Genomic DNA, 26,320 nt, shown 5'->3' with positions numbered 1-26,320 from the left:
CATGCGCCATGATCCGGCATGGCTCAGCCTGCGCAGCGGTCACGCCCCTGGCATCCTGGCCGATGGCCCAACGCATGCCCTTCCCGGAATTAAGCCCGGCGCAGGGCGCACCGCCCAGCAAAACCATCATTGTCTGCACTCTGACGCCGCGCAAACTTACGTCGATCCGGCCAGAACCGACCCTTCCTGATCGGCAGCGAGTACCCGCCAGAACCATCCCAAAGCTTATTTACCCATAGACCAGCGCCTGGGACCCGCGGGTTCCTGCACTGGAGGCTTTCGTACGCAAGCGCCCGAAACCCTTCACAGCTCAAGCCATTCGTTAGCCCGCGCGCGAACGTCCGATTCTTACAGAAGCAGCCGTTGTGGCTCGTCGTTGTGTCGAGGCCGTCGGGGATGGTTCCGCCATGGGAAGTCACCTTGATGGCGACTGGCTCGGTGGCTTGGGCCACACATCCCGATTGAGAGAAGTCTCGAAGGGACCGCTCAGATCGGCCAGGTCTCACGCCGGTAGGCGGAATCCCAGAACATCCATTCGTAGCGCGCGGCGTTGCGGAAGGCGGTCGCCATGTCGGCGCGGGTTGCCGGGGTGGAGTTGTCGGCGGCCTCGTCCACCAGTGCACGAACGCGATCGGTTGCTTCGCCGAAGGAGGGTGCGGCGTAGGTGTCGATCCATGCTGCGTAAGGATTGGGCGAGGCAGCGCGCGATTTGATGTCGCACCCGACTTCCCAGTAGACCCAGAAGCAAGGGAGGGTGCCCGCGATCAGTTCCTCGTAGCTGCGCGTTGCGGCAAGGCTGGCGAGGTAGCTGGTGTAGCCAAGGCACGCGGGCGTCGCCTCGGCCTCCCGGCCCATTTCGGGCGTGATACCGAACTGTATGAAGAAGGCCTGGTGCAGCGCCTCTTCCACCTGCACCGCGACCTTGGCACCGTCCGAGAATTCGAGGCGTCCCGCGGCCGTGGGCGCGCGCGCGGCCGCGATCGCCAGCACGCGGGCATATTCGGCAAGGTAGAGGCTGTCCTGCAAAATGTAGTGCCGGAAGCTCTCTGGCGGGAGCGAGCCATCGGCAAGCTCCGCAAGGAAGGGTTGGGCGAGGATCGCGCGGCGCAGCGGGGCAACGTCTTGCCAGATCGTGTCGCAGAAGCTCATGGGCTGATCCTCTTCCCTTAGAAACGGCGTGTGGCACCGACGCCGAACTGGCGGCCGGTGTTGATCGTGAAGCTGTCGAACGGGCCGTTAGGACCAAGGCCGAGGAGCAGCGGCAGTTGCTGCTGGCCGAAAGCCGAGATAGCCCAGCGCCTGTCGAAGAGGTTCTTCGTCCAGATCTCGAAGCCCCACGGACCGAGATCGACACCGACCCTGCCGTCCACCGAAGCGTAGCCGGGGGTGTGCAGGATATTGTCCATCTCGAAGTCCACGCGCGAAACATAGGCGACGCTTAGGCGCGCATCGACCTTGGCGCGTCCGGCGTCGCCCTGCCAGCCAATTCCCGCGTTCAGCGTCCAGTCGGGCGCATTGGGGGTGCGCTTGCCGGTGAGGTCGACCATCGCCGGTTCGCCGGGTTCGGGCGTGGGGTTTGGCGTGGTGTAGCGGCCGGCACGGCTATGCGTCCATGCGGCACCGCCATCGACGCGGAAACCGAGATCGAGCTCGGCCTCCGCCGATGCTTCGAGCCCATGGACATTCACCTTGGGCACCGAGAGTACCACCGAATTGCCTAGGAAAACGGTGTTCTGGAAATTGCTGTAGTCGGTGACGAAGCCTGCCAGCGTGAGGCGGACGCGCCCATCGGCCAGGCGGCTCTTGATGCCGGCTTCCAGCGACTCGACGGTTTCGGCCGCGAAGTTGGCGGTCCAGATGTCTGATGCACCGGGAAGCGGGTTGAAGCCTCCCGACTTGAAGCCGAGGCTGCCGGTGACATAGGCAGTGAAGTCCTGCGTCGGATGCCAGGCGAGCGAGACCTTCGGCTGCCACTTGTCGAACGTCTGTGCGCGGCGGGCGTAGGTCGCCGCGGTATTTGTGCCGACGGTATTCTCCTTGCGGCGGTCGCGGTCATAACGAAGGCCCAGCGTCGCCTCCAGCGTGGGCAGCACGTCATAGCTGGCCTGAGCGAAGAGGCCGATCTGGTTGGACCGCGTCTCGGCGCGCAGCGGTTCTGCGCCGAATAGGAGCGGGCCGAGATCGTCGGTCCGATCGCGCTCCAGGCGCTGGAAGAAGAAGCCCGCGTGCCACCGCAAGGGCCCGGCCGCTTGCGAGGTCAGGCGCACTTCGCTGGTCCATGCCTCGATGTCGACCGGCTGAGAGATGGGCTGGATGCCGTCCGGAAACAGCGGCACCCCATCCAGCGTGACGGGGGTATCGTGGCGGAAGTCCAGTTCCTCCACGAAGTCCTTGCGGTAATGGTCGTAGCCGCCCGACCAGGTGAGCAACAAAGTGTCGCCCAGTTCCTGCTCGATGGTCGCCTGCGCGCCCCACCACTTGCGCGACGCGCGGCCCTCGAAATCGCCCTGAGGGTTCGTCAGGATCGCGCCCGAGAGGCGGCCGCCGTTGCGCCCGGTTACATTCTCTGACGAGATATAGGCCGCGCCGCCTTCTTCGTCCGCCCACCCGAAGCGCAGCTTCAGCGTGCTCGTCTCGGAAACCGCGACACTGGCTTTCAGGCGCAGGTTTCGGCTGGTGAAACCGTCCACCTTCTTGTCGAGATAGCTGTTCCGGATGAACCCGTCGCTGTTGCGGAAGGAGCCAGCGAGGCGCAGTTGCACCCGGTCCGATACGGGCGCGTTGACCACTCCGTCCGCTGTCCAGGTGAACCCGTTGCCCACGCCAAGCGAAGCCACGCCGCCCGCCACCTCGGTGGGATCGTTCGTGGCGATATTCACCGCGCCTCCCGATGCCGAACGCCCGAAGAGCGCGCCCTGGGGGCCTTTCAGAATTTCCACGCGGGCGACGTCGTAAGTGCGCAGCGTGAAGAGCTCGGAGTCGGGAAGCGCCAGCCCGTCCACCACATAGGCGATCGACGGCGACTGGTTGCGGTTGGTCGAAACACCACGCACCGTTATCATGTTGGTGCCGGGGTCCTGATCGTTGATCATGAACACGCCGGGCGTCTCGGCGATGAAGTCGTCGATGGTGGTCAGCTTGCGGCGGACGATGTCGTCCTGCGTAAACACGGTCACGGTATCAGGCACCGCGATCTGCGCCTCGGGCCGACCGCGCGCGGTGACGATGATGGCGTCCTCGGAGGTCGCTTCCTCAGCATATGCCGGGGTGAGCATGGCCATGAAAAGGCCAGCGCCGAGTGTCGTGATAATCGCAGGCGAACGAGCGGCTTCGCAGCGCATAGTCCCTATTCCTCCGCCGGCATGAACCGGATCAGGTTCGCGGGTTGCGGACTAGACGCTGGAATGCGCCGCGATCCGCCTCTCAGCCCTGACAGCGCCAGGACACCCCGTGGGTTGATGATGTGGGCGCGCGCTTAGGAAAACGGTGCGCCCACGTCAATCGCAGCCGTTAGGCGGGTCGCGCGAGCTCTGTGGCGCGCTGGTTGCTGCGCCGGCGCAAGCTTATGCACCGGCCGGTCGAGCAGGCGCGTAGGAACGTCGGCTCTCTCCGGGAGCGGTCGGATGACGGGACCGGTGGCAACGGCAGCCCCGTCCCAAACCACGTCATCCCGGCGTATGCACCACAAACAGATGTGTGTTCTTCGACCGGAAATGCTGGCTCTCACGCGAGAAACCGAGGTGGCTCTGCAACTCTCGTGTTGCCATGCCACTTCCCTGACAACCCATTGAGGTCGAAGGGTCGGACATAGCTTTGTCCAAAGCGAGACCTCTCGGACAAAACCCTTGTCACTTGCTTTTGACAAATCACGTGATGTTCTGGCGCCAGAGAAACAGCCTAATGTCGAAGGACATCTCCTGTCCTTTGACAGCCAACCTTGCTCGCTGTGACGAAAAGTTCGCGTGGGCCCGGCAGGGTAGGATGCTCCCTCGCCCACCAATTGACGCCTCTCGTGGTGGTCGCCTAGAATCGACCATCACCTTGGGGCGCCATGGTCCATGGTGGCAAGCGTGGATTGAAGCGCTTTCTTCAATCGGCCCTGCAACGCGGCCTGCGCCAGCCAGGTACGCCCGCTCTCTTTAGGCGACTTCGATGAGGTTTTCGCAGTGAGGTTGTTTCAGGGGATGGTCTGGTGAGCGGTGCGTTCATTGCGGTTGACTGGGGAACGACCAACCGCCGCGCCTATCATGTCGAGCAGGGCTCGGTGATTGCCACCGAGCGCGACGGGCTGGGGGTCCTGTCGGTGCGTGCAGCTGGCTTTCCGACCGAAGTCGCTGCGTTGCGGACCCGGTTCGGCCCGCTCCCTGTGATCATGGCGGGAATGGTGGGATCGAACCGAGGCTGGCACGACGCCGGCTACGTCGCATGCCCTGCCACTGTCGAGACCATCGCGGCTGCCGTGGTCCAGCCCGAGGAAGCCGTTTGGATCACCCCCGGCGTCCATATTGATGCGCCTGAGCGCGCGGATGTGATGCGGGGCGAGGAGGTGCAGTTGCTTGGCGCGGTGGCTGCCGGGCTTGCGCCGGGTGATGCGTTGCTGTGCCAACCCGGAACACACAACAAGTGGGCCACCTTGCAGCAGGGCGCCATCGTCGACTTCACGACCGCCATGACGGGTGAGTTGTTTGGGCTACTCAAGGACCATGCTCTGATTGGTAGCGAGATGGCCGGTGCAGTCGACGCTGATGCTTCGTTCCGCGCGGGCGTCGATGCCAGCGCAGAGGCAGACCTTCTTGCAACCTTGTTCGGCGTGCGTGCCGCCTCCGTCCTTGGAAAGCGCGCACCGGGCGAGGCTGCGGCGTATGTCAGCGGGCTGTTGGTCGGCTACGACTGCCGCGCCCGTCTTCGCGAGCCTGGCCAGACCGTCTACCTGCTTGCGGACGGCTTGCTTGCCCGGCTCTACAGGGCCGCGGTCACCATCGTTGGCGGGAAAGCCGTCATGGTCGATAGCCAGGCCTCGTTTGTGGCCGGGATCACGCAAATCAGGAACTTCATGTCATGATCGACTTTGCCTCCGCCGTAGCTGCCATGCCACTGGTCGCCATCCTGCGGGGTATCCGGCCAGACGAAGTGGAGGCCGCAGGCGCCGCTTTGGTCGAGGCGGGCTTCACGATGATCGAAGTGCCGCTGAATTCGCCCGAGCCGCTTGCCAGCATTGATCGCTTGGCCCGCTGCCTCGGTGACAAAGCCCTCGTCGGCGCCGGCACCGTGCTTGACGTGGCGCAGGTCACGCAGGTGCAGGACGCGGGCGGTCGCCTGATCGTCTCCCCCAACACCGACCTGACAGTCATCGCCGAGAGCGTTGCGCGCGGCCTGGTTTCCCTGCCCGGCTACTTCACGCCAAGCGAGGCCTTCGCCGCGCTGGCCGCAGGCGCAAGCGGACTCAAGCTGTTTCCAGCCGAAGCCGCGTCGCCCGCAGGGGTCAAGGCTCAGCGCGCGGTGCTGCCCAAGGGCGTGCCGCTGCTGGTCGTCGGTGGCATCACGCCCGACACCATGCAGCCGTGGCACGCGGCGGGGGCCAACGGTTACGGCCTCGGCTCGGCACTTTACAGGCCCGGTACGACGGCGGAGGAGATCTTCACCAGGGCTAGCGCCTTCGCAGCAGCCTGGGCCGAGCTGGGGCCAGGGACGTAATCCCGATCGCCGCCCATCTGCGCTGCTCGGCGGACCACAGCATGCGCGGCCGCCGGCTTCCGGGAGGGCGAGGACGGCTCGAGGGACAGCCCCTCTTGCAAGGCCGGGCGCCTTGGTGCCGCTGCCAGATCGACAGTGCCGACGCGCCAGTTCAGCTCATCGCTTCCGGCCGTACCAACCGGTCGACCGTTTCGACATCGACAAGGTCTAGCGCCAGCGCCGCCTCGCGCAAAGTGGTGCCGGTGGCATTGGCGTCGCGTTGAGCTCCAGGTGCCCCTGCGGGCCGCCCAGCGTCACGGCCTGATGGTTGCCGATCACCTAGGCTGCCACCATGGTCAGCATCTCGCACTGGGTGCAGTTGACCTTGCCGGGCAGGATCGAGCTGCCGGGCTCATTTTACGGCGAGATGAAGGCCTCGCTCGCCTTGAGGCGCGACGGCGTGAACAGTCCTTGTGATGAACAAACCCAAGCTGATGCCTGAGCAATACCTGAAGGGTCAGCTACATCGGCTGATGATGAGTGCCGTCGATTTTCGTCACGCTTCGAGTGCGGCGACATTCTTGATGGAAGACGTCAATTGGGAAATCGGGCGATGCACGCAGGAGGATCGGCGCCGGTTCAAGTGCTACGAAACGTCGATGGTCGTTTCCTAGGGGCGGCCATTTTCGACGACGCGAGGCGTGGCGGCGTCTTTCAGTTGGAAGCAGCTGGGAAGAGAGTTCGCAATGTCTGCCGAGGAAAAGATCCTGCACAAGATGCTGATCGACGCCCGCGACAGGACCTATGCGCATTCCGATGGCGATCACAGCGACATCACGGGTTCGATCTGGCGATCTGACCTTGGTGAAGGCCGGACTTCGATTTTGTCCATGGAGGGCGGCGAGCTGCTTCTCTTCGATCAGGGACAAGTGCAGGCTATCCATACGTTTCCTTGGAAAGTAAGGCATCACGTCGACAAGGCCGTTCAGCATTATCCTGCCCCGAGGGATGCGCTGCCTATACTTACGATCGACGCGTCGAGTGCTGGTCGTGCCGGTGATATTGGCTCTGGCTCGTTGGTTTCACCAAACTCGGCAGTCGCCGCCTACCCCGTTCCTTGGGACCGTCTGTAGCCGTCCAGAACGTCCGGTGTTCGACTGAAAACCGTCATTCCATGTGTTGCATGGCAATGGCAGCAAAGTCCCACGAAACCCCGTTCCACTTCCGGCAGCACGCGACCAGCTATCGCCGTTCCGATGAGGCCGCTGGAATGTCCGATGACGCTGAAACCGGTCCTTCGACAATTGGATGGGCTGCCGGTCGGCTACGCGCCCATTCCGGTCGCTAAAAAGGTGCTTAATCGGGCCCGAGAGCAGCCGCTCGTTCATGTTACTCGGTGACGCGCGATGCCTAGCGAACCAACGCGCCGAGCGATCGATCATGTCGTCTGTTCAACATATTGCCCGCTATTTCGCAGTCGACAATTTCCCAAGGCGGGTCCGCAGGACCGTGGCCCGCAATTCGATGAAAGCGAGGATGATCGCAATCATCACCAGCGCTATGAGGCTATAAACCTGTGCCGAGGTGAGGACCGCTTTTCTCGCCTTGAGCATATCCGCATCGATGCCCGCGATAGGGCCAGCAAAATACAGCCAGACAGCCGCGATGAACAGCAGGACACTTGCCAGCGCCAGCCCCCGTAATTGTGAAACCAGCCGATTTGCTTCGAGCTCGATCGAGGCGCGCGTTGTGTCGATCTCGGGAAGGGTCACTATGCCGGTGATCAGCGCCCGAACCGTCGTATACAAGCCGCCAAGGCCGAGCAGAAACACCAAACTTCCCTTGAGCTGGATCGCGGTGATAGTCAGTATCTCCATCACGCTTCAGCTTTCCAGACTGGTCGATTTGTAGCGACCGGCGACAGCCTTGAGCGTCGTCGGACGTATGAATTCATATTCCTCGGGAACCTTGCGATTGTCGAAATAGACTTTCGACAAGTCGACGAACTTGGCCTCAAGACCGTTGACCTTCTGGCCCTCGAACAGATCGAGGCAGGCATATTCGATCGCCCGGGCAAAGTTGCTGGCACCGGATTTGATGCCCTGCTTGCTAGTCGCGATTCCGCCACCGACGAAAAAGGCGATATCGGGCCCCAGCACCGATAAGCAAGCATGAACCGAATTGATTGCGACGCCGCCGGCAACGCTGAGCAGCGGATATCCGCCCATATCCATCGTTTGATAATGCTGCTTGGCCGCAGCCACGCGCTGAGTATCGATCCGCCCATTTGCATTGCCGAAGCTGGGAGACTGGCCTGGATAAATGACATCGACACCGCTCATTGCGAGCATGCGAACGAACCCATCCGGGCCAAGCGCGCGTTCGAGCGCATATTTGAGTACCGGGTAGCAAGTAATGATCGGCTGCGCATAAGCCGTGAATTGGCCAGCCCGAATGGCTTGGACCAGAGACAGCCCATCGAGATTGCCATCGACCTTGATGACCCAGGGACCTTCCGGGGCCTGAGCCTCATGCAATTGGGCTAGACGCTCGTAGATCGGCCCGATCACTCGCGGTGGACCCGACAGATTGGCAGAAAAACGGCAGATCCGTCCCTTCGACATATCGAGCGCCAGTGACGTCAACGTTTCGAAAAGCGCCAGTCGGTCGGCACCGTGCAGCAACAGGTCGCGTGTATCGAGCTCGACGATGTCACAGCCGCTGTCGAACGCCTGCCGCGTGATCGCATAATAATCGTCATCCGACAGACAACTGCGCGGCTTGAGGCTGAAGGCTAGTAACGGCTTATGATCGCCGAGCGCAAAAGCTTGCCGGATCTTTGCGCGATCGTTGCTCTGCGTGCGATAGGCGGCTTCGATTGTGCCCTTGAGCGCGCCGAAGTCGATGGTCTTTACGGCTACAAAACCGGCATGATCGCTGATCCGTCGCAGGAATACGTCGCTCGCAAGAGTGTGGATCAGCCGCTGAAGGGCATAGTCAGGGTCGGCGAACAAACTCGTGTCGAACTCAACACGGAACCCGAAAATATTCCTTGCCACATCAGCATCATTGCGATCGTCGTGGCACGCCGCAGCCTCGGCGGCCCGCTTCTGAAATGCATCAGCATTAGCGGCGTTCGGAAAAATACTCTTGTGGAAATCGGCGAAGGTGCCAACCAGCAGGTCACGACCGACCTGCTCGAGAAAATCACCGAACTTCTCGTCGAACCCGCCCTTCGCCTTGTCATTGAGCACATAGGCAGCATGAACGACGACCTTGCTCATCGCGTTATCTCCGTCGGCTCGAAATGTAGGATGCTGACCGGATCGGCCGGTCCAAGATCAGGGTAGAAACTTTCGAGCGCCGCGATCAGTTCGGCAAGGTTGGCGAACCCGTCGAGACGCGCATCGTCCTCAGTCAGCGCTGCATAGGGCTTCACCACCACCTCGGAAACCGCGATAGCGATCGACTGCGAACCCGCGACGAGCATCGCCGGGCCGACCAAATCAGTCTTCGCGCCGGCACGAATCGTTGATCGCTTCTGGCCATTGGCGACCATTGGAAAATAGGCTGGCTTCAGGCCGATCCGCTTCACGGACGGGCAAGCTCGACCTTGAAACCCAGCACCGGGGCATCCTGCCCTTTTTCGATATTCAGGATGCGGCGTGCATCCGCGATCGCCTCGTCGAGCGAGCCGCTTTCGGGCAAAACCGCGTGCCAGTGCACGCATTTGAAGAAAGCTTCGATGCTGTCGGCCTCGAGAACCTCGATGATCTCGCCCCATAGCGCCGATTCGGCATCGGTATAGCCTCGCCGCAACTCGACATCCCGACCGCGCCGCACATGACTGCAGGTATATTGACGTCCGCGCTTGCGCAGTTCCCAGGTTTTTTTTCCTGAGCTGAACCAAGCGAACGGATCGCTCGACAGCGGCACGAACAGCCGGTCACTCGAGGGCTTCGAGGGCTTCGAGGGCTCGTTTGATCGATGCGGGCCTTTTGGCGCTGCGGACGTCGGCATAATAATATCCTGGCACGGGTCGAGCGGTAAGCTCAACTGCAATGCGGTGATTGAGGATGCCATGACGAAGCCATTTTGCGAGCGGAACTGGAACATATCCTGAACGAGATAAAAAGTCACGTGAAGTTCCACAACAGGTGTCGAAGAATTTCCTCGCAGCCATATGCCGGCTTACCTCAACGACGCCGGCCGGTGGCCAGCGATAATTGCCGGCAACAAGCAGCGCTTCGCGGGCAAGGATTTCTCCCAGGCCGTTGCCGCGGTCCTTCTTGCGAAGCGCGAATCGCTTGGCTGCCGTAATTGGAATCGACTTCACGACATCGCCGCGTGTGATCGCCGCATAGCCCTTGCCGAGAATCGGCCGCCCGAACTGGGCCCGGCCGGGGAAATGCGTGTGGAAATACTCACCAAGCTGCGTGACGCCGACCAAGGCGCGCGAATCATCTGTAAATTCCTCATACAGCGATATCAGCATGCCATGCCGCGAAGCACCTTGCGGATGGGTTCGAGCCAGTAGTGCGCAGGCAGCGCTGACCTCGGCGGCGCTCAATGCTGCCATTACGCGAAAGCTCCGCCCATCATGTTCGATCGCCTTGCTGTAGCGGGGCCATAATTTGGCGATTCGGCCGGATGCATACTCGAGGGCGAAGATCGCCACCGGCAGGCCTGCCTTGATCTGGACCAGCAGATCGCTTGGCGGTCGCGTATAGGAACCGCCCGTTGCAATCTCAAACGGGCTTCCTGCCAATCCCGGTATACGCAAGCGTCCCCGCGTTTCGAATGTCGAACGCCGTACTGGCAATCGTCGCCAGGCCACCTATCAGATTCCCCCAATTATTCCGCCCCTGCAAGAATGGTGGCACAATTGCGCATTATGTTGAAGTGGCGAGTGACCCTAGCGAGGGTGGCGATCACCGGCCACATAGCCTCGCGAAGCTCACCTCTTTTGGATAGAAGGGACGAAATAGCTAAAGCTCCTTACGCGAATGGATATAATGAGCGCTTTTCGCATCTGGTGCCGGGCGTGAGGGGGGCTACGATCAAAGCAGGCGCATTCGCTGAGTGATCCCTTCCACTCGCCGGCTTCGACATCGCAAGTCCGCAAGCGTGGCCGCGGTGGCTTCAATGTCCGCATTGGCAGCTCAGTCGGCCAAAAGCCGCCTGTCCGCAATCGGCCCATCTTTCCCGTTCCATACCACCGCATCGCGACCTTCGGGACGTCCGGTGCTCAGCTGAAAGCCGCCCTTCCGAGCCGGGACTAGGAATGACGGCAATGTCCCACGAAGCGGCATTCGCTCCCCGCGGCTGCCGACCAACTGCGGCCATTCCTCTAATGCCGGGCGAACGGCAGCTTACAGAGGAACCTGCCATTTGATGGCGTTCTAGCTGCCGGGTATCAGCGGCGCGTGTATTTAGTGGTTCACGGTCATAGAAGACGTGCACCAGCAGTGGAACTTCCGCAGTTCCCCGAGGATGTTTCCCAGACGGGCTATTTGGCTTGTTCCGCTCGTACGGTCCTGAGAGCCGATCCAGGTCGTAGAAAAGCCTCTCGAAGCTTCAGCTTTAGCCTCGTTGGCGCAGTTCAGCGTCGCCGCTCTGGCAAGTGCGACAGCCGCTCTCTCTTTATGACGAAGCCGCCAGCACCTTGAACGTACGACGAGCATCCGCTCCCGAACGCCCATTTTCACGTAACATCCGCCCTGCGATATGTCATACGCCCCCTTACGTCTGTAGGGCTTCGCGAGCGTCAAGTAGCGCGATGCCGATGCATCAGGGCACACCGGTCGAAGACGATCTTCCCCATGATTGACTACGTTTTGTGATCGCTCCCGAAAGCCGCGTACGACGAACTGTCACATTCTTCCGCCAGAGGCCCGCGCACCGGTCGCACAAATCCAGACCAGATCCTGAACAGGGGAAATGATGCGCAAGTCTATCTTGGTGGGCGGCACCGCCGCCGCTCTCTGCACATTAGTTGGAAATCCGGCTTTCGCGCAAGGTGTAGCTGCACCGGCATCGCGCACCACACCGGAGAACATAGCCGCAGACGAGAGCGGCCCTGCGGGATCGGAGATTATCGTCACCGGCACAGCGCGCGGGCAACGCCGCTTCGATGCCTCCTACGCCATCAACACGATCAGCCAGGAGGCAATCGAGAAGATCGCACCCGTCAACTTCGCCGACCTGATCGGCCAGTTGCCGGGGTTCCAGACAGAGATCACCGGCGGCGAGGTGCAGAACATCTACCGCATCCGCGGCTTGCCCAACGATGGCGGCTTCGTCTCCTTCCAGCAGGACGGTCTTCCGCTGTTCCACGAGAACGACGGCGTATTCTTTCGCGGCGATGCGATCCTGAAGCAGGATCTTATGACGCAGCGCCTCGAAGTGGTGCGCGGTGGGCCGGCACCGGTTTTCTCCAGCTATTCGGGTGCGATCATCAACGCCATCACGCGCGAGGGCCAGGACACCCCAAAGGGCGCAGCGCAGGTGACGCTGGGCGATACGGGCCTGTACCGCCTCGACGCGTATCAGTCCGGTCCGCTCGGTACCGACACCTACTATGCCGTCGGCGGCTTCATCCGCCATCACAACGGCTATCGCGATAACGGCTTTCCCAACGACCGCGGAGGCCAGATCCGCGCCAACATCCGTCACGATCTGAGCAACGGCTACGTCAAGCTGAGCGCGAACTACGTCGACGATAAGAACGTCTTCTACCTGCCAATCCCGATCGCCGACCCGCGCGATCCGTCGGTCAGTCTCGATCCGTACATCGACTACTTCGAAGGCACGATGAACTCGCCCGCCTTCCGCGCTGTCACGATTCCATATCGCAACGGCCAGGGGCTGACGGAAAGCCGCACGACCGACCTCGCTGACGGACGGCACATGCGCATGTTCAACGTCGGCGCGCAGTACGAAGCGGATTTCGATGGCTGGCTCGTCTCCGCCAAGGTGGGGTATACTCAAGGTAAAAACCGCTTCACCGCGTTTTACTCCACAACCAATCCGGCCGATGCGGACACCTTTGCCGCCGGGTATCGTGCCCGCGCGACAGCGGCCTTTGGTCCCGTGAGCTCCTTTGGCTACACGCTCGCCGGCACCAACACGGCTTACAATCCCGACAGTGCTTCGGGTCTCGTCATGCAGGGCCAGTACCGCGACGTGGCCTCCGATTTCTATTCGGCGCAAGGCAACCTGTCCGTCGCCAAGCGGATTGAGACCGGTCTCGGCAGCCACGACCTCACCGTAGGTCTATACGGCAGCTTCTATGGCCAAGATCGTTTTTATGCCTATCAGAACTACCTGATCGAGGTCGCCGGAACCCCGCGCACCCTGGATCTGGTGGCTTATGGCCCCACCGGAGCCGAACTCGGGCGCGTTACGGACAATGGCGTGCTGAACTATGCTGCCACGCTCAACCAAGGCGACTCCGATGCATCGATGTTCGGGATCTATGCTAACGATACCTGGGAGATCGCTCCGGGTCTGCGTCTCGATGCCGGCATTCGACATGAGCGTTATGACTATCAAGGGTGGGGCGCACTGACCGAGCAGGTCAATCTGGGCGATGCGACCACTTTGGCAGACGACGCCACGCGCGGCTTCACGGGTGTAATCGTCAATCGGGATCTCGAGACCGAGGCGACCAACTGGACGGTGGGCGCCAACTACGACTTCAGCAACAGCGTCGGCATCTATGCCCGCGCCTCGCACCTGGAAACGCCACCCAACGTGCAGTCTGCGATGGATGTGAACCCCAACCCCGTCTACATCACCACCATTGCCGATCAGTACGAAGTCGGCCTGAAGCTGGCGAGCGGACGTTCCTATCTTTATGCCACCGGCTTCTATTCCAACTTCGATCCACTGAACGCCTCGTTCCTCGCTTTCGACCCCACCACGGGACGCAACGATGTCAACGTGCCCTTCATTGGAGAGGCGCAGATCCTGGGCGTGGAACTCGACGGTGCCTTGGCTCTGACACCCTGGTTCACGCTGAACGGCGCGCTGACGATCAGCGACCCTAAGTACAAAAACTTCGCCAGCGCAACGGGCGCTGATCCGGAGCAGGTGGAAGGCAATCAGATCGTCCGCCAGCCCAAGGTCTATGGCAACATCCGCCCGTCGTTCGACTTCGTCACCGGTGAAACGGAAGTGTCGATCTACGGCCGCTATACCTACATGGGCAAGCGCTACGTCGATCTTTACAACAACACTGCTTTGCCGGCTTACGGCACGGTTGGTGCCGGCGTCACGCTGAACCGGGGAGCTTGGAAGCTGCAGGTCGTGGGCGACAACCTGTTCAACCAAAAGGGTCTGACCGAAGGCAACACCCGCACGGACTCGCTGGCAGGGCAAGGGAGTTCGGAGGCTATCTACGGCCGCCCCATCTTCGGGCGCAACTTCCGCGTGGTACTGGGCTTCGATTGGTGAGCAAGAGCCGGCTTGTAATGCAGGCGGCGGCACTCGCCGCCGCCTGCGCCGTGCCGTGCGTCACGGCGCCCTCGGGCGTGGCGCAAGCGACCGGGGCAGCGGCAGTCGCCGATACCGCTCTGGGCGCCCTCTCACAGCGTTTGTTTCCTCTGTTCACCGCCTTAGGACGGGATCGGACTGCGATGACTGCGCTGTTGGCCCGGCCTGCAGTGCGTGAACTGCTGTCTGCGCGCTCTGAGCGGCTGACCGGCTGCCAGCAGGAGCCTGGCTGCGTTGCGCAGGCGCTGATCTGGCGGGAAAGCGAAATCGCGGCTCTCGTCCATGCTTTTCCGGCTGGCTTGCCCGTTTTCGACGACGGCGTAGCGGCGCAAGCCCGGCGCGAGCTCCAGGGTGCCAATGTGATCCTCGGAACGTACGGTCTCGGTCAGGTTCCGACCTACACCACGATCGACGGCGCAGGCACCATCACGCCCGCCGAACGCCGTAGCTGGCTGCAGGCGGCGTTTTGGATGTCGAAAGCGCCCCGCCTCGGCTCGGTTCAGCCGTTCGATGTTTCCTTCGACTTTGCACTGGCCTTGCTCGACGGCAGCACCCGCACCGATGCGATCGGCTTCATGCCGCTGAACAGCGGCATGAACGCAGATGCCTTCGCCCGCGCTCGGCGGATCAACTGGGGCGACTTTCGATACACTGCGCTGATCGTCACCGGCATTGGCCCGGAACTGGACGGAATGCCGCTCAGTCCTGGAGGCAAGTATCACTTGCGTCTTGCGGCACAGCAGTTCGCCCGTGGTGAGGCGGCTTTTATCATCGTGTCCGGTGGTCGCGCTCATCCCTTCAACACACCTTTTGCAGAGGCGGTGGAGATGCGCGCTGCGCTGATCGACCGCTACGGCATTCCGGCCGACCGCATCGTCATCGATCCGCATGCCCGGCACACCACCACCAACATGCGCAATGCGGCCCGGTTGCTTATGGCGATGAGGGCACCGCTCACGCAAAACACCCTCGTCGTCTGCAATCCGATACAAAGCAAAAACATCGCCAGCCCCGCATTCGTCGCCCGCAACGAACGCGAACTTGGCTACCAGCCCGGCGTCGCCGGCGGCAGAGTCAGCCTAACCGCCCTTGAATGGCGCCCCGCCGCCAGCTCTGCCCGCATCGACCCTCGCGATCCGCTAGACCCATAAGAATAGGATTTTCACATGCGCCGCCTTCTCGCCGTCGTCGCCGGACTCGCTCTCCTCGCCCCCCATGCTGCCCTCGCCTGGGGCGAGAGAGGTCATGCAGTGATCGACACGGCGGCGATCGAGGCAATACCCGAAGACGGGCCGGTATTCCTGAAGAAACATGTCGACTATATCGCCGCATCGGCATCTCAACAGGATAGCTGGCGCGGCAATGCCGAAGGGTTTTCCAAGATCATCGAGGACCCCAATCACGGCTGGTTCCGCGAACAGTTCACGTTTCTGAAGTCGATCCCACGCAGCCGCTACGAGTTCGTGCTGGCGCTGTACGATCGGTACCGGGAGATCAAGGAGACTGACCCCCAGGCGGCCGCTCGTACCAACGTACGGTGGACAGGTACGCTGCCCTATGCCGCTATGGAAGCGTATGACCGGATCGTCGTTTGCATGCGGCAAGTGCGGCAACTTGCCTCCCAAGGCCGCGACCCAAAGTTCGCGGAGCAGAATTGCGCGTTCGATGTGGCACGTCTCGGTCACTATATCGGTGATGGTGCGAACCCAATGCACAACTCCATTCACTCAGATGGTTGGCGCGGGGACAATCCCGAGGGCTTCACGACCGACCGGACCGTACACGGGCGGTTCGAAAGCCTGTTTGTCGATAACATCGGTCTGACCCCCGCCGACATCCTGCCGCGGATTGGCGCTCCTGCCCGGCAGAAGGGTGACATGTTCGATCTCGTACTCGCGTACCTGGATAACTCCGGCGATAAGGTGAGGCGGCTCTACCAGCTGGAACGGCGCAATGGCTTTGCTGATATCGCTGACGGAGAGGTGCGGGAGATGGTCTATGAGCGCACCGCAGCCGGGGCCGCAATGTTAAGGGACATGCTGTACCGAGCCTGGGCAGAAAGCGCTCACCCGCCCATCGAGGTGAAGCCTGAACCGCTCGACTTCGACAATCCCGCCTTCAACCCGGCGACCGGGTCTGCGCCGGCTGCGCCTCGCTAAATGATGGGCCGTCTGCTGCTTCCGCAATGCGGCGCCTAACGTTTGGGGCAGCCCGGAGGCCGCCGGTCACCATGAGTTGAACTCCAAGTTCAACAAGACGTGAGCTGCGGCTGGCGAAAGGCGGGGATGGAGCGGGCGAAGGCGGTGCCCTCAAGAACGGCGGGCTCGCGCCTGGAGCCTGCTGCAACTCGCCCGTCAGCGATTAAGAGGCTTACTCCTACACGGCTCCTTGTCGCCGAACAGTCTACGCCCGCTACTGGCAAGAGCGGGCGGTCGCCCGCAGTCAAGGAATGGCGGGTAAGTTGTCTAATTGATTCCTGCATTGCTGTTCCTTTTTCCCGTTCGCCAATGGTTGTCTTCGAGGTCATCGGACTGCTGGGTAGCATTTCGTCCGAGCCTTCATGATCGCGGCCGAGCGGAATAGGTGGACGTCTCTGAGTCCCAAACGAGGTTTGACCCTCTACAAACCTGACGAGATCGTCCGAGGTATGGCTGATCGGGATGAGGAACGCTGGGTTTAGGCCCAGCGAAACTCCGTCTCGTTCAACCAAAGCGAATGGAGTAATGCGGCGAGCTTTCGTGCAACGGCCGTTCTGGCGCGCCTGGGGCCTTTGGCTTCGGCGATTTTCCTGCCCCACGCTTGAAGGGCAAATGGCCACTTCACCTGGGACAGCGCGACATTAGCCGCTTCGTAGAGCGCCTTGCGCAGCATGGAATCGCCAGCCTTTGAGATGTGGCCGCTGACATCGCGTTCTCCCGATTGACTGCGTCGGGGCACAAGCCCCGCATAGGCGCCGACATCCTCGCTTCTTGCGAAGCGGTGGGGGTCTTCGATGGTAGCAGTGAAGGTGAGCGCGGTGATCGGTCCGACACCAGGAACGCTCATCAGCCGGGCGCAGACCTCGTCCGCCTTTGCCCGGTCGTTGAGCAGGCGATTGGAGGCGCGCAGTTGCTCCTCGACAGCCTCCATGGATGCAATGAGCGGAGCAAACAGAGCCTTCAAATCCGGTCGCTGGGCGTAGAACGCAGTGAGGCGTTCGGCACGCCGGCCCGGCGTTCTGGGCGGTGCCCATGCGCAGGCCGAACAGCTTCAGGAGCCCACGCAGCTGATTGGCCATGGATGTCCGCGCAGTGATGAGTTGGGCGCGGATACGTAGGGCTGCCCTATCGATATGCGTGGTCGACGCTTTCATGTGGACGCGTTTGTACCAGCCGGTGCGCGCCAGCTGGGCAAGCCCTTCCGCGTCGTGGACGTCGCTTTTGTTTGCGCGGGCAGAAAGGACGCCCTTCGCGTGCCGCGCGCAAATGCATTCTATCGCGACACCACGCTCGGCCAAACCATGGTACAGGAATGTCGATAGCGTTCCCGTCTCTAGCACCACGCGCGACAGCCCGGTACAATGTCTATTGAGCCATTTGGCCAGAACATCGGGATCGCTCGCGACAACATTGCGCCGCAAAACCTTACCGTCGACATCGACCACGCAGATATGCGTCGTCTTGTCACTCACGTCTAATCCTGCGTAGATCGACATCGGTCATCCTCCTGCATTGAAGCGCCAAGGCGACTTCGTACCATGCACGAGGATGACTAAATCAATTACGCGGTGTCCCAGACTAGGTCGCTCTTGCTGACCGAAGCGGAGGTGATTGAAGGCTGCTTCTGACAACCCAGCTTGCTCGGTGAACGGCGGGTTTGCCGGCAGCTCTTGACTCGGTGAGCGGCGCTGGAAAGAGGGCTTCCAATCATCACCAACTTCAAACCGGCACTCTACTCTGGACCCCGTTCCGGCTGGTTGTGCTTAGATGGTGCAGCGGCGTCTGCTAGCTCATGAGCCGCTATGGCCAAACTTAGGCCTTAGGATCGTCGCGCCATCGCGTAACTGATCAAGGTGATCGGACCAGTGCTGCATCATGCGGACGCGTTCCTCCCAGTACTGACCACGCGCATATGCCCGACGGATGGAATTGCCGTCGGCATGGGCGAGTTGACGCTCAATCGCATCGGGGTTCCAGCAGCCCATTTCGTTGAGCAATGTCGCAGCCAGCGCACGAAATCCGTGACCGGTCATTTCGTCCTTGCCGTATCCCAGTCTGCGCAACGCCGCGTTGATCGTGTTGTCCGACATCGGGCGCTCGACCGAGCGGAGCGAGGGAAAGAGAAACGGGCTGTAATCCGCGTCGTGCTCGATTTCCGCCAAGATTGTCAGCACCTGTCTAGATAGCGGGACAGCATGAGGGCGCCGCATCTTCATCTTGTGACCCGGAATGGTCCAGACCCTCTTCTGAAGATCAAACTCGCTCCATTCGGCCCAGCGCAACTCGCCGGGGCGGACGAAGACATGTGCTAGAAATCGCAGCGCCGGGTGAGACCATGGCCATCGTACTCGTCGATCGTTCGCAGCAAAGCGCCAGCTTCGACCGGGGTAGTGATCGCGGCCCGATGGGTAGTCTTGGGGGTTATCAGTGCGCCACGCAGATCCGAGGCGACATCCCGCTCGGCGCGGGCTGTGGCGATTGCGTACCTGAAAACCTGACTGGATGCGGTTCGCGCCCGATTAGCGGTGTCGTAGCGCTTCGTCGCTTCGATCTTCCGCAACGCCAACAGCAGCTCGTGTGCAGAGATCTCGCGGATGGGGCGTTTTCCGATCGTAGGATAGAGCTTGGAGAGGAGCCATCGTGCTTTCTTGACCGTCATGGCTGCAGCATCTTCAGCCGCAATTTTTTCTAGCCACTCATTCGCCACCGCTTCGAAGGTATGCGCTGCTGCCAGAGTTTTGGCGATCTTCTCCAGCTTGGCATGTTCGACCGGATCAACGTCCTTGGCGAGCAACCGCCTGGCATCGAGCAAACGTTCTCGCGCCTCTCCGAGCAGAAGCTCGGGCCAACGCCCAAACGTGATGGTTTTCTGTTTGCCGAAAAAGCGGTAGTTCATGCGCCAGACGCGCGAGCCGCTCGGTTCGATAAGCAGATAGAGGCCATCGCGGTCGCTGAGCTTGTAGGGCTTATCTTTGGGCTTCGCACGCGACCCTTGGGCCGCATTTAGCCCGGACTTCTGCCGTTTTCCGTTCATCATGATGGTATGAGTCCCAGCGCTTCGGCGGGGCTACCATCAAATCATCCATCATAGGGGTGAGATTTGGTGAAATGGCCCGAACCTGACTGGGCCATATTACCATGCGAAAGTGGCGGAAAACAGCCACTTATGCGACGCCCTCAGACCCTCTGAGAAGCAAAAATGGAGGCCCGAGCCGGAATCGAACCGGCGTGCAAGGATTTGCAGTCCTCTGCGTAACCACTCCGCCATCGGGCCATCCGGGGCGTGCCCCTTGCGGGGAACCGGCGCCTAGCAAGCCTGCTGCCAGGACGCAATCGGAATCACGCCTTGTCTACTAGCGAGACGCGGTACGTCGGTACGTTGCGGGTTCCTGAGAGTAGCCCTCGTACACAGCGCGAGCGATGTTTGCGATGCGGCCTTCGCGGTTCAGGCGCGTGCCTTGGCCGGTGACGTAAATTGCGACCGCATAGGCGCGTCCGTCTGGGGTCTGGATGATGCCGACGTCGCTGGACGTGTTGTTCAGGGAACCCGTCTTGTGCAGCACCGTAGCCTCCGACGGAAGGAGAGCGGGAATGCGGCGCTTTCCGGTAATGCAACGACCCATGGCGCCCAGGAGGAGTGACCGGCTCGACGCGCTCAGTCGATTTCCGTTATAAATCTCTGCCAGCAGCTGAACCATGGCCAGCGGCGTGGCGCTGTCGCGCTTGTCGATCACTTCGGCAGGATCCACCGCTCCATCGTCTCGCACGAGCGTGGCGATGTCCCGATCGATGTGCCAGTCATTGATTCCGGCGCGCCGCACCCAATCGTTAACCGCCTGAGGGCCGCCGACGACCTTCAGCAAGGCATCCGTGGCGTAATTGTTGGACCGGGTGATCATCACCTCGATCAGGTCCCGTGCCGTCATGTACGTGCCAGGGCGTACCGGAGCGACAGAACTCGAAAACGGAGCCGATTTGACGGGGATCAGCAGCGGATACTCGCTCGTGAGGCTCCAGCGCCCCTTGTCGACTCCCTCGAGAAAAGTGGCGGCAATCGCGATCTTGCTCGTGCTGGCCATCGGAAAGCGCTGGCTCCCGAGCACGTCTATCGTACGGCCAGAGCCCAGATCGAGCGCAGCGACGCCGATTCTGCCCTGCGACGCCTCAGCCAAGCTGGCGAGTTGCTGCTCAAAGCCCGGCGCGTAGCGCCGTGGGGCCCGCATCTCGGTGCCCAGAACGTTGTCGAATGCGCTCTGCACGTCGTCGATAGCAACCCGCTCGACGCTGCCGGCGTGAGCCACGCTCAGTGGCGCCAGCAAAGCGGCGGCTGCGGCCATCGCTTGGAAGATTCGTTTCATATCAGTCCTGCCTGCCCCGGAAACGCAGGGTTCAACCTAGATCAGTCCACGTTGGCAAAGGGTTAACTGTCTTCAGTCCAAACGCCATGAGCGTGCGACGAGTTGCAGCGCTTTTACGGCCATTGCTGGAACGCGTACGATTCCGTCGCTTTGCAACCGCTTTGTTGCAGTGCTGCCACACCAAAGATCGCGACGGATAGCCACAGATTCGCGTGCGCAGACTCGCGTGTGCACAAACGAAAGGGCCGGGGGATCGCTCCCCCGGCCCTCCGGATGCTCGAATGAGCGTGGGCCTTAGAAGCCCATGTCGCCCATGCCGCCCATGCCGCCGCCCGGCATTGCCGGCATTGCGGGCTTATCTTCCGGCTTTTCGCTGATCGCCGCTTCGGTGGTGATCAGCAGACCAGCGACCGAGGCTGCGTCCTGCAGCGCGGTACGAACGACCTTGGTCGGGTCGATCACGCCGGCCTGGACCAGGTTCTCATACGTGTCGGTTGCGGCGTTGAAGCCCTGGTTCTCGTCATTCTCGCGCAGCAGGTTGCCCGAAACCACGGCGCCGTCATGGCCGGCGTTGGTCGCGATCTGCTTGAGCGGGGCGGTGATCGCCTTGCGAATGATGTCGATGCCCTTGGTCTGGTCGTCGTTGGCGCCCTTGAGGCCTTCGAGAGCCTTGGTCGCGTAGAGCAGAGCGGTACCGCCACCGGGGACGATGCCTTCTTCGACTGCGGCGCGGGTCGCGTGGAGAGCGTCGTCGACGCGGTCCTTGCGCTCCTTCACCTCGACTTCGGAAGCGCCGCCGACCTTGATCACGGCCACGCCGCCGGCGAGCTTGGCGAGACGCTCCTGGAGCTTCTCACGATCGTAGTCGCTGGTGGTGGTTTCGATCTGCGAACGGATCTGCTCGACGCGGCCCTTGATGTCGTCGGCCGAACCCGAGCCGTCGACGATCGTGGTGTTGTCCTTGTCGATCGTGACCTTCTTGGCCTGACCGAGCATGCCGAGCGTGACGTTCTCGAGCTTGATGCCGAGGTCTTCGGAGATCATCTCGCCAGCGGTCAGCGTGGCGATGTCGCCCAGCATGGCCTTGCGACGATCGCCGAAGCCCGGAGCTTTGACGGCTGCGATCTTCAGGCCGCCACGCAGCTTGTTGACGACGAGCGTGGCCAGAGCCTCACCCTCGATGTCCTCGGCGATGATGAGGAGCGGACGACCTGACTGCACCACGGCTTCCAGGATCGGAAGCAGCGACTGCAGCGACGACAGCTTCTTCTCGTGGATGAGGATGTAGGGGTTGTCGAGCTCGACAGTCATCTTGTCGGGGTTCGTCACGAAGTAGGGCGAGAGGTAGCCGCGGTCGAACTGCATGCCCTCGACGACGTCGAGTTCAAACTCGAGACCCTTGGCCTCTTCGACGGTGATCACGCCTTCCTTGCCGACCTTCTCCATGGCCTCGGCGATCTTCTCGCCGACTTCGGTGTCGCCATTGGCCGAGATGATGCCGACCTGAGCGATTTCCGAGGAGCCCGAGACGTCCTTCGAACGTGCCTTGAGGTTCTCGACCACCTTGGTCACAGCGAGGTCGATGCCGCGCTTGAGATCCATCGGGTTCATGCCGGCTGCGACCGAGGTCATGCCTTCACGAACGATCGCCTGCGCCAGAACGGTGGCGGTGGTGGTGCCGTCACCGGCCTTGTCGTTGGCTTTCGAAGCCACTTCGCGCAGCATCTGCGCGCCCATGTTCTCGAACTTGTCCTTGAGTTCGATTTCCTTGGCGACGGTAACGCCGTCCTTGGTGATGCGGGGGGCGCCGAAGCTCTTGTCGATCACGACGTTGCGGCCCTTGGGGCCCAGCGTGACCTTTACTGCGTTGGCCAGTGTGTCCACACCGGCGAGAATGCGCTCACGAGCGTCGCGCGAAAAGCGTACGTCCTTAGCTGCCATTGTCTAATTCCTTCTCGAAAACTGGGTTAGGATAGGCGGATGCTCAGCCGATGAGGCCGAGAATGTCCGATTCCTTCATGATCAGCAGGTCTTCGCCGTTCACCTTGACTTCGGTGCCCGACCACTTGCCGAAGAGAACGCGGTCACCCACCTTCACGTCGAGGGCGATACGGTCGCCATCGTCATCGCGGGTACCCTCGCCGACGGCGACGATCTCACCCTCGGCGGGCTTTTCCTTGGCGCTGTCAGGGATGATGATGCCACCGGCCGTCTTCTCCTCGGCCTCGACGCGGCGCACGAGAACACGGTCGTGCAGCGGACGGAAACTCATGGGATTCTCCCTCATCCAATCAAAAAAGCATCTTGGCACTCTCACGTAGAGAGTGCCAACGCCGCGCATATGGTTTGATGGCGAGGGGGCGTCAAGGACGGCGCGAGAATTTTTGCCAGTCGGGTCCTGGGGTCCGCTCAGGCGAGTGCGGGGGTCGGAAGAAGGCCCAGCCGGTCACGCCGGATCCATCGTAGTAGCAGCAAGGCAGCCGCTACAGTCAGTCCCACTGCGAGCCCTATCCACACGCCGATGCCACTCAACGGCGTGTGGAGACCCAAGGCGTAGGCGACTACGAACCCGACGGCCCAGTAACTGATGATGGCGATGACCATGGGTATGCGCGTGTCCTGCATTCCGCGCAGGACTCCGGCTGCCACCGCCTGAGCGCCGTCCACGAGCTGAAACGCTGCGGCGACCAGCAGGTACTGCACGGCAAATGCGAGGAGTGCTGCGTTTGCCGGAGCCTCGATGTCGACATAGGCGGAGACGATCAGCGCAGGAAAGACGAGCATGGCACCGGCGGAGAAGCCGACGAACGCCAGTCCGATGACCAGCGCTGCCCAACCCGCTCGCCCAATTGCCTCGCGGTTCTTGGCGCCAAAGTGATAGCCGACCCGGATTGTGGCTGCTTGACCGATGCCGAAGGGTATCTGGAAGAAGATCGATGCGATCTGCAGAGCGACAGTGTGGGCGGCAAGCTGCGCCTCTCCGATTAGCCCCATCAGAAATGCGGCACTGCTGAATAGGCCGCCCTCTGCGAGCAGTGTCGCGGCGATCGGCACGCCCAGTGCCACGATCTGCTGCAGTCGCGACCATTCTGGACGCCACCAGCGGCCGAAAATGTGCATGCGTCGCAAGTGGCGGTCGGAACGGATCGCTATGCAGTAGGCCAGAACGGTCACGCACGCGGTGAGAAAGCTCGCCAGAGGTGAGCCGAGCAGACCAAGCGGTGGCACTCCGAGGTTGCCGAATACCAGCACCCAGTTGCCGAAGGCGTTCACCGCAATCGATGCGCCGGTGATAAGCGTGGCGAAGAACGGGCGCCCCATCGCAGAGACGAAGGTGCGCAGCACGTTGATGACGAGCATGGGGATCACGCTGAGGGCGCAGACCTCCAGAAACTCTGCGGCGCGGCGCGCAAGGACAGGCTGCTGTCCTGTGGCCAGAATGATCGTCTCGCCCGTGAGGCACACGGCAATGCCGATGACGCCCAGCAAACCGCAAAGCCAAAGTGCCATACGGACGGAGCGGCGCACCTCGCGGACAGCGTGGCGGCGGCGACCGATCTCGGCCGCAATGAGCGGGGCGACCGCGCCGGTGAGGCCGAAGAAACCCATCAGCATGAGGCCGAAGATCGCCACGGCCAGGCTCGATGCCGCAAGGGCTTCTTGCCCCAGGCGTGAGACGAACATTACGTCGGTCGCGAAAACCGCCATTTGCAGGATGTTCGCGGCGGCAAGTGGAACTGAGAGGCGCAAGGTCGCACTCAGTTCGTCACGAAAGAGCCGGGGGGCACGCTGGGTGAGGGGAGCAGGAGCCGTCATCGTTCCGTCAGCAGAAGAGGTGAAACTGCCAGGATGTCCGATGCACTCGTGGCGGTCGCTGATATCCGCATCGGCAATGCCGGGAAAGGGGAAACTGCCATGATTCAAGCCGCTGAATTAAACCAGGAGCTCTCTTGCGCTTTCCTACCTTACGCTTCTGCCATAGGTGCGGGGTTCATGCTTTCGCACAGTTCGGGAACCTGCCAGTTATGATGATCCGCCGGTCGCTCTTGCTTGTCTGCCTCTTGTTAAGCGCTTGCGGGCAGGGCTCTCAAGGAGAGGGTGAAAATGCGGTCGAGGTTGGGGAGGGCGATCCTGTTTCGCAGACGGCAGCAGCGCCCACTGAGCTTGCCACCCGGCAGGCGCAGCAGACCGGTCAGCCTCCAGCTGCCTTCGCGGTTTGCCGTTCATGCCACACCGTCGTGCCGGGGCGCCATGGGATCGGCCCCAGTTTGGCGGGTATCTGGGGCAAGGAGGCGGCAAGTTTGCCGGGCTTTGGTTATTCAGAAGCCCTCAGGTCTTCCGGCATCGTATGGAATGCCGAGACTCTCGACACATGGCTGAAGGCGCCAACGAAGATGGTGCCGGGCACGCGTATGATCGTGGGCATTCCCAATGCAGAAGGTCGCAAGGCCATCATCGACTACCTCGAGACGCTGAAGTGAGAGCGACGGGTTTGACTGACGAACAGGCACGCTGGACAGAGACAATCCGGCAGCGTCTTGCCGTCTGCACCCAAGCTGGGGATGCTCGCAAGGCAGAGGAATATGCGAACTGCTACACCGAAGATGGTGTGCTGGAACTGGAGACCCGCACAATCGCGGGTCGCGACGAAATTCTCGCCTGGATGTGCGCGCCCTCTGTGTTCCCGCAGCCGGCGAATGGGGCACCAGGCTTCGTGAGCCACCATCTGACCACGTGTCACATAGCCTTTTCCGGCGGAAACGCAGCCACTGTCCGCACGTATTGGCTCGTCACTAGTGCGGCAGGGCTCGACCACAATGGGTTCTATGTGGACACGTTGCGGCGCGAAGGGGACGCTTGGCTGATAGCCCATCGCCGGCCCCGTACCTTGTGGTTTGCGCCCGATAGCGTGCTGCGGATCTAAGTTCCGAAGGCAAAGAAAAGGAGCGGTGCCTCAAGACACCGCTCCTTCGGGGACAACTTGAGAATGCTTCATGCCGTCGGCCAAGTGCCTGGCTGTCCGGCGGGACACATGCTGCCGCGTTGATGCTGAACGGCAGATGACATGTGAGCGGGAGCGAGCGTGCCAGGCGTGCAAAGAAAAAGGGCGGCCCCGCAGAGCCGCCCTTTCCTTTTCTTCCGGAGATCCGGAAAAGAAGATTACTTGAGCTCGACGGTGCCGCCGGCTTCCTCGATCTTCTTCTTGATCTCTTCGGCTTCAGCCTTCGAAGCGCCTTCCTTGACGGGCTTCGGAGCGCCTTCGACGAGAGCCTTGGCTTCAGCGAGGCCCAGGCCGGTGATGGCGCGGACTTCCTTGATGACCTGGATCTTCTTGCCGCCGTCGCCGGTCAGGATGACGTCGAATTCGGTCTTCTCTTCAGCGGCTTCAGCAGCGCCACCACCAGCAGCCGGGCCAGCAACGGTAACGGCGGCAGCGGCGGAAACGCCCCATGCTTCTTCGAGAGCCTTGGCGAGGTCAGCGGCCTCGAGGACGGTCAGCTTCGAGAGTTCTTCAACGAGATTGGCGATATCGGCCATGGTATTTCACTCCTAAGTTTTTGAACCCGGCGCCGAAGGTCGGACGAACCGGGGCAA

Annotated in this window: 25 protein-coding genes, 1 tRNA gene, 2 pseudogenes and 1 riboswitch; of the genes and pseudogenes, 10 read left to right on the top strand and 18 right to left on the bottom strand. The window is 61.7% G+C overall.

The genetic code is table 11. The features are described from left to right. Nucleotides 1-486: 486 nt before the first annotated feature. Together tenA and ABUH87_RS08275 are read right to left on the bottom strand one after the other, a co-directional pair. Nucleotides 487-1,149, bottom strand: a complete 663-nt coding sequence (gene tenA / locus ABUH87_RS08280) for a thiaminase II (protein WP_367772403.1) — start codon at nucleotides 1,147-1,149, stop codon at nucleotides 487-489. 17 nt (nucleotides 1,150-1,166) lie between these two features. Then, on the bottom strand, nucleotides 1,167-3,341 hold the full coding sequence (locus tag ABUH87_RS08275; protein ID WP_367772401.1) for a TonB-dependent receptor: 2,175 nt from the start codon (nucleotides 3,339-3,341) through the stop codon (nucleotides 1,167-1,169). After that, nucleotides 3,333-3,461: riboswitch (TPP riboswitch) on the bottom strand. (Overlaps the previous gene by 9 nt.) Before the next feature lie 731 nt (nucleotides 3,462-4,192). Here ABUH87_RS08275 and ABUH87_RS08270 point away from each other — a divergent pair. Together ABUH87_RS08270 and ABUH87_RS08265 are read left to right on the top strand one after the other, a co-directional pair. Continuing rightward, nucleotides 4,193-5,062, top strand: a complete 870-nt coding sequence (locus ABUH87_RS08270; RefSeq protein ID WP_367772399.1) for a 2-dehydro-3-deoxygalactonokinase — start codon at nucleotides 4,193-4,195, stop codon at nucleotides 5,060-5,062. Continuing rightward, complete coding sequence (locus ABUH87_RS08265) at nucleotides 5,059-5,694, top strand: 2-dehydro-3-deoxy-6-phosphogalactonate aldolase (protein ID WP_367772397.1); 636 nt, start codon at nucleotides 5,059-5,061, stop codon at nucleotides 5,692-5,694. The genes ABUH87_RS08270 and ABUH87_RS08265 overlap by 4 nt, the downstream gene beginning before the upstream one ends. Nucleotides 5,695-5,952: 258 nt before the next feature. Here ABUH87_RS08265 and ABUH87_RS18405 read toward each other — a convergent pair. Further along, nucleotides 5,953-6,090 (bottom strand): annotated as a pseudogene (locus ABUH87_RS18405) (lyase family protein); the annotation flags it as partial. On the opposite strand from ABUH87_RS18405, the gene ABUH87_RS08255 reads away from it, so the two are divergent. The 3 genes from ABUH87_RS08255 (at nucleotide 6,026) to ABUH87_RS08245 (ending at nucleotide 6,806) form a co-directional block, all read left to right on the top strand. Continuing rightward, complete coding sequence (locus ABUH87_RS08255) at nucleotides 6,026-6,175, top strand: hypothetical protein (protein WP_367772411.1); 150 nt, start codon at nucleotides 6,026-6,028, stop codon at nucleotides 6,173-6,175. The pseudogene ABUH87_RS18405 and the gene ABUH87_RS08255 overlap by 65 nt on opposite strands. Next, nucleotides 6,150-6,347 carry a hypothetical protein gene (locus tag ABUH87_RS08250; RefSeq protein WP_367772409.1) on the top strand — a complete coding sequence of 66 codons (198 nt, stop codon included), beginning with the start codon at nucleotides 6,150-6,152 and terminating at the stop codon, nucleotides 6,345-6,347. The genes ABUH87_RS08255 and ABUH87_RS08250 overlap by 26 nt, the downstream gene beginning before the upstream one ends. Nucleotides 6,348-6,419: 72 nt before the next feature. After that, complete coding sequence (locus ABUH87_RS08245; RefSeq protein WP_367772395.1) at nucleotides 6,420-6,806, top strand: hypothetical protein; 387 nt, start codon at nucleotides 6,420-6,422, stop codon at nucleotides 6,804-6,806. A gap of 333 nt (nucleotides 6,807-7,139) precedes the next feature. Here ABUH87_RS08245 and ABUH87_RS08240 read toward each other — a convergent pair whose 3' ends face one another. Genes ABUH87_RS08240 through ABUH87_RS08220 form a run of 5 tightly spaced genes read right to left on the bottom strand, consistent with a single transcriptional unit; the run spans nucleotide 7,140 to nucleotide 10,456 of the window. Next, on the bottom strand, nucleotides 7,140-7,553 hold the full coding sequence (locus tag ABUH87_RS08240; protein WP_367772393.1) for a hypothetical protein: 414 nt from the start codon (nucleotides 7,551-7,553) through the stop codon (nucleotides 7,140-7,142). 3 nt (nucleotides 7,554-7,556) lie between these two features. Next, a complete protein-coding gene (locus ABUH87_RS08235; RefSeq protein WP_367772391.1) occupies nucleotides 7,557-8,957 on the bottom strand; it encodes a hypothetical protein in 1,401 nt (466 codons plus the stop codon). Next, nucleotides 8,954-9,268, bottom strand: a complete 315-nt coding sequence (locus ABUH87_RS08230; protein WP_367772389.1) for an ASCH domain-containing protein — start codon at nucleotides 9,266-9,268, stop codon at nucleotides 8,954-8,956. Before ABUH87_RS08230 ends, ABUH87_RS08235 begins: the two co-directional genes overlap by 4 nt. Then, nucleotides 9,265-9,609, bottom strand: a complete 345-nt coding sequence (locus tag ABUH87_RS08225; RefSeq protein WP_367772387.1) for a hypothetical protein — start codon at nucleotides 9,607-9,609, stop codon at nucleotides 9,265-9,267. The genes ABUH87_RS08230 and ABUH87_RS08225 overlap by 4 nt, the downstream gene beginning before the upstream one ends. 10 nt (nucleotides 9,610-9,619) lie before the next feature. Continuing rightward, complete coding sequence (locus ABUH87_RS08220; RefSeq protein WP_367772385.1) at nucleotides 9,620-10,456, bottom strand: hypothetical protein; 837 nt, start codon at nucleotides 10,454-10,456, stop codon at nucleotides 9,620-9,622. Nucleotides 10,457-11,616: 1,160 nt separating this feature from the next. On the opposite strand from ABUH87_RS08220, the gene ABUH87_RS08215 reads away from it, so the two are divergent. Genes ABUH87_RS08215 through ABUH87_RS08205 form a run of 3 tightly spaced genes read left to right on the top strand, consistent with a single transcriptional unit; the run spans nucleotide 11,617 to nucleotide 16,328 of the window. After that, complete coding sequence (locus ABUH87_RS08215) at nucleotides 11,617-14,130, top strand: TonB-dependent receptor (protein WP_367772407.1); 2,514 nt, start codon at nucleotides 11,617-11,619, stop codon at nucleotides 14,128-14,130. A 17-nt stretch (nucleotides 14,131-14,147) separates the two neighbouring features. Then, nucleotides 14,148-15,320 (top strand): YdcF family protein, encoded by a 1,173-nt coding sequence (locus tag ABUH87_RS08210; RefSeq protein ID WP_367772382.1) that lies wholly within the window; start codon nucleotides 14,148-14,150, stop codon nucleotides 15,318-15,320. Between the two features lie 15 nt (nucleotides 15,321-15,335). Then, the gene (locus ABUH87_RS08205) at nucleotides 15,336-16,328 is read left to right on the top strand and encodes a phospholipase C/P1 nuclease family protein (protein ID WP_367772378.1); all 993 of its coding nucleotides are present in this window, start codon (nucleotides 15,336-15,338) and stop codon (nucleotides 16,326-16,328) included. 517 nt (nucleotides 16,329-16,845) lie between these two features. On the opposite strand, the gene ABUH87_RS08200 is transcribed toward ABUH87_RS08205, so the two are convergent. The 9 genes and pseudogenes from ABUH87_RS08200 to ABUH87_RS08160 all read right to left on the bottom strand — a co-directional run bounded on the left by ABUH87_RS08200 (nucleotide 16,846) and on the right by ABUH87_RS08160 (nucleotide 24,541). Then, nucleotides 16,846-17,331 carry a transposase gene (locus ABUH87_RS08200; protein WP_367772376.1) on the bottom strand — a complete coding sequence of 162 codons (486 nt, stop codon included), beginning with the start codon at nucleotides 17,329-17,331 and terminating at the stop codon, nucleotides 16,846-16,848. A gap of 94 nt (nucleotides 17,332-17,425) precedes the next feature. After that, a pseudogene (locus tag ABUH87_RS08195) lies at nucleotides 17,426-17,863 on the bottom strand (IS110 family transposase); the annotation flags it as partial. A gap of 294 nt (nucleotides 17,864-18,157) precedes the next feature. Further along, complete coding sequence (locus tag ABUH87_RS08190) at nucleotides 18,158-18,649, bottom strand: tyrosine-type recombinase/integrase (protein WP_367772374.1); 492 nt, start codon at nucleotides 18,647-18,649, stop codon at nucleotides 18,158-18,160. Nucleotides 18,650-18,675: 26 nt separating this feature from the next. Further along, on the bottom strand, nucleotides 18,676-19,404 hold the full coding sequence (locus ABUH87_RS08185; protein WP_367772372.1) for a tyrosine-type recombinase/integrase: 729 nt from the start codon (nucleotides 19,402-19,404) through the stop codon (nucleotides 18,676-18,678). Nucleotides 19,405-19,567: 163 nt separating this feature from the next. Then, a tRNA-Cys gene (locus ABUH87_RS08180) sits at nucleotides 19,568-19,641 on the bottom strand. Nucleotides 19,642-19,720: 79 nt separating this feature from the next. Then, nucleotides 19,721-20,725, bottom strand: a complete 1,005-nt coding sequence (locus tag ABUH87_RS08175) for a serine hydrolase (protein ID WP_367772370.1) — start codon at nucleotides 20,723-20,725, stop codon at nucleotides 19,721-19,723. Between the two features lie 294 nt (nucleotides 20,726-21,019). Beyond that, the gene (gene groL / locus ABUH87_RS08170; protein WP_367772368.1) at nucleotides 21,020-22,666 is read right to left on the bottom strand and encodes a chaperonin GroEL; all 1,647 of its coding nucleotides are present in this window, start codon (nucleotides 22,664-22,666) and stop codon (nucleotides 21,020-21,022) included. 43 nt (nucleotides 22,667-22,709) lie between these two features. Continuing rightward, complete coding sequence (gene groES / locus ABUH87_RS08165) at nucleotides 22,710-22,997, bottom strand: co-chaperone GroES (RefSeq protein ID WP_367772366.1); 288 nt, start codon at nucleotides 22,995-22,997, stop codon at nucleotides 22,710-22,712. Nucleotides 22,998-23,134: 137 nt separating this feature from the next. Beyond that, nucleotides 23,135-24,541: an MATE family efflux transporter gene (locus ABUH87_RS08160; RefSeq protein WP_367772364.1), complete on the bottom strand. Its 1,407-nt coding sequence runs from the start codon at nucleotides 24,539-24,541 to the stop codon at nucleotides 23,135-23,137. A gap of 209 nt (nucleotides 24,542-24,750) precedes the next feature. Between ABUH87_RS08160 and ABUH87_RS08155 the strand changes: the two genes are divergently transcribed. Both ABUH87_RS08155 and ABUH87_RS08150 read left to right on the top strand, forming a co-directional pair. After that, nucleotides 24,751-25,206, top strand: coding sequence for a c-type cytochrome (locus tag ABUH87_RS08155; RefSeq protein WP_367772362.1), 456 nt, complete (start codon nucleotides 24,751-24,753; stop codon nucleotides 25,204-25,206). 11 nt (nucleotides 25,207-25,217) lie between these two features. Further along, on the top strand, nucleotides 25,218-25,649 hold the full coding sequence (locus ABUH87_RS08150) for a nuclear transport factor 2 family protein (RefSeq protein ID WP_367772360.1): 432 nt from the start codon (nucleotides 25,218-25,220) through the stop codon (nucleotides 25,647-25,649). Nucleotides 25,650-25,885: 236 nt separating this feature from the next. Here the strand turns inward: ABUH87_RS08150 and rplL are convergent, their stop codons facing one another. Further along, nucleotides 25,886-26,263: a 50S ribosomal protein L7/L12 gene (rplL, locus tag ABUH87_RS08145; RefSeq protein WP_367772358.1), complete on the bottom strand. Its 378-nt coding sequence runs from the start codon at nucleotides 26,261-26,263 to the stop codon at nucleotides 25,886-25,888. Nucleotides 26,264-26,320 lie beyond the last annotated feature (57 nt).

It is taken from the genome of Novosphingobium rhizovicinum, from assembly GCF_040813635.1.
GTDB lineage: Bacteria > Pseudomonadota > Alphaproteobacteria > Sphingomonadales > Sphingomonadaceae > Novosphingobium > Novosphingobium rhizovicinum.
The sequence above is the reverse complement of the archived record's forward strand: the minus strand, read 5'-3'. Positions and strand labels throughout refer to the sequence as shown.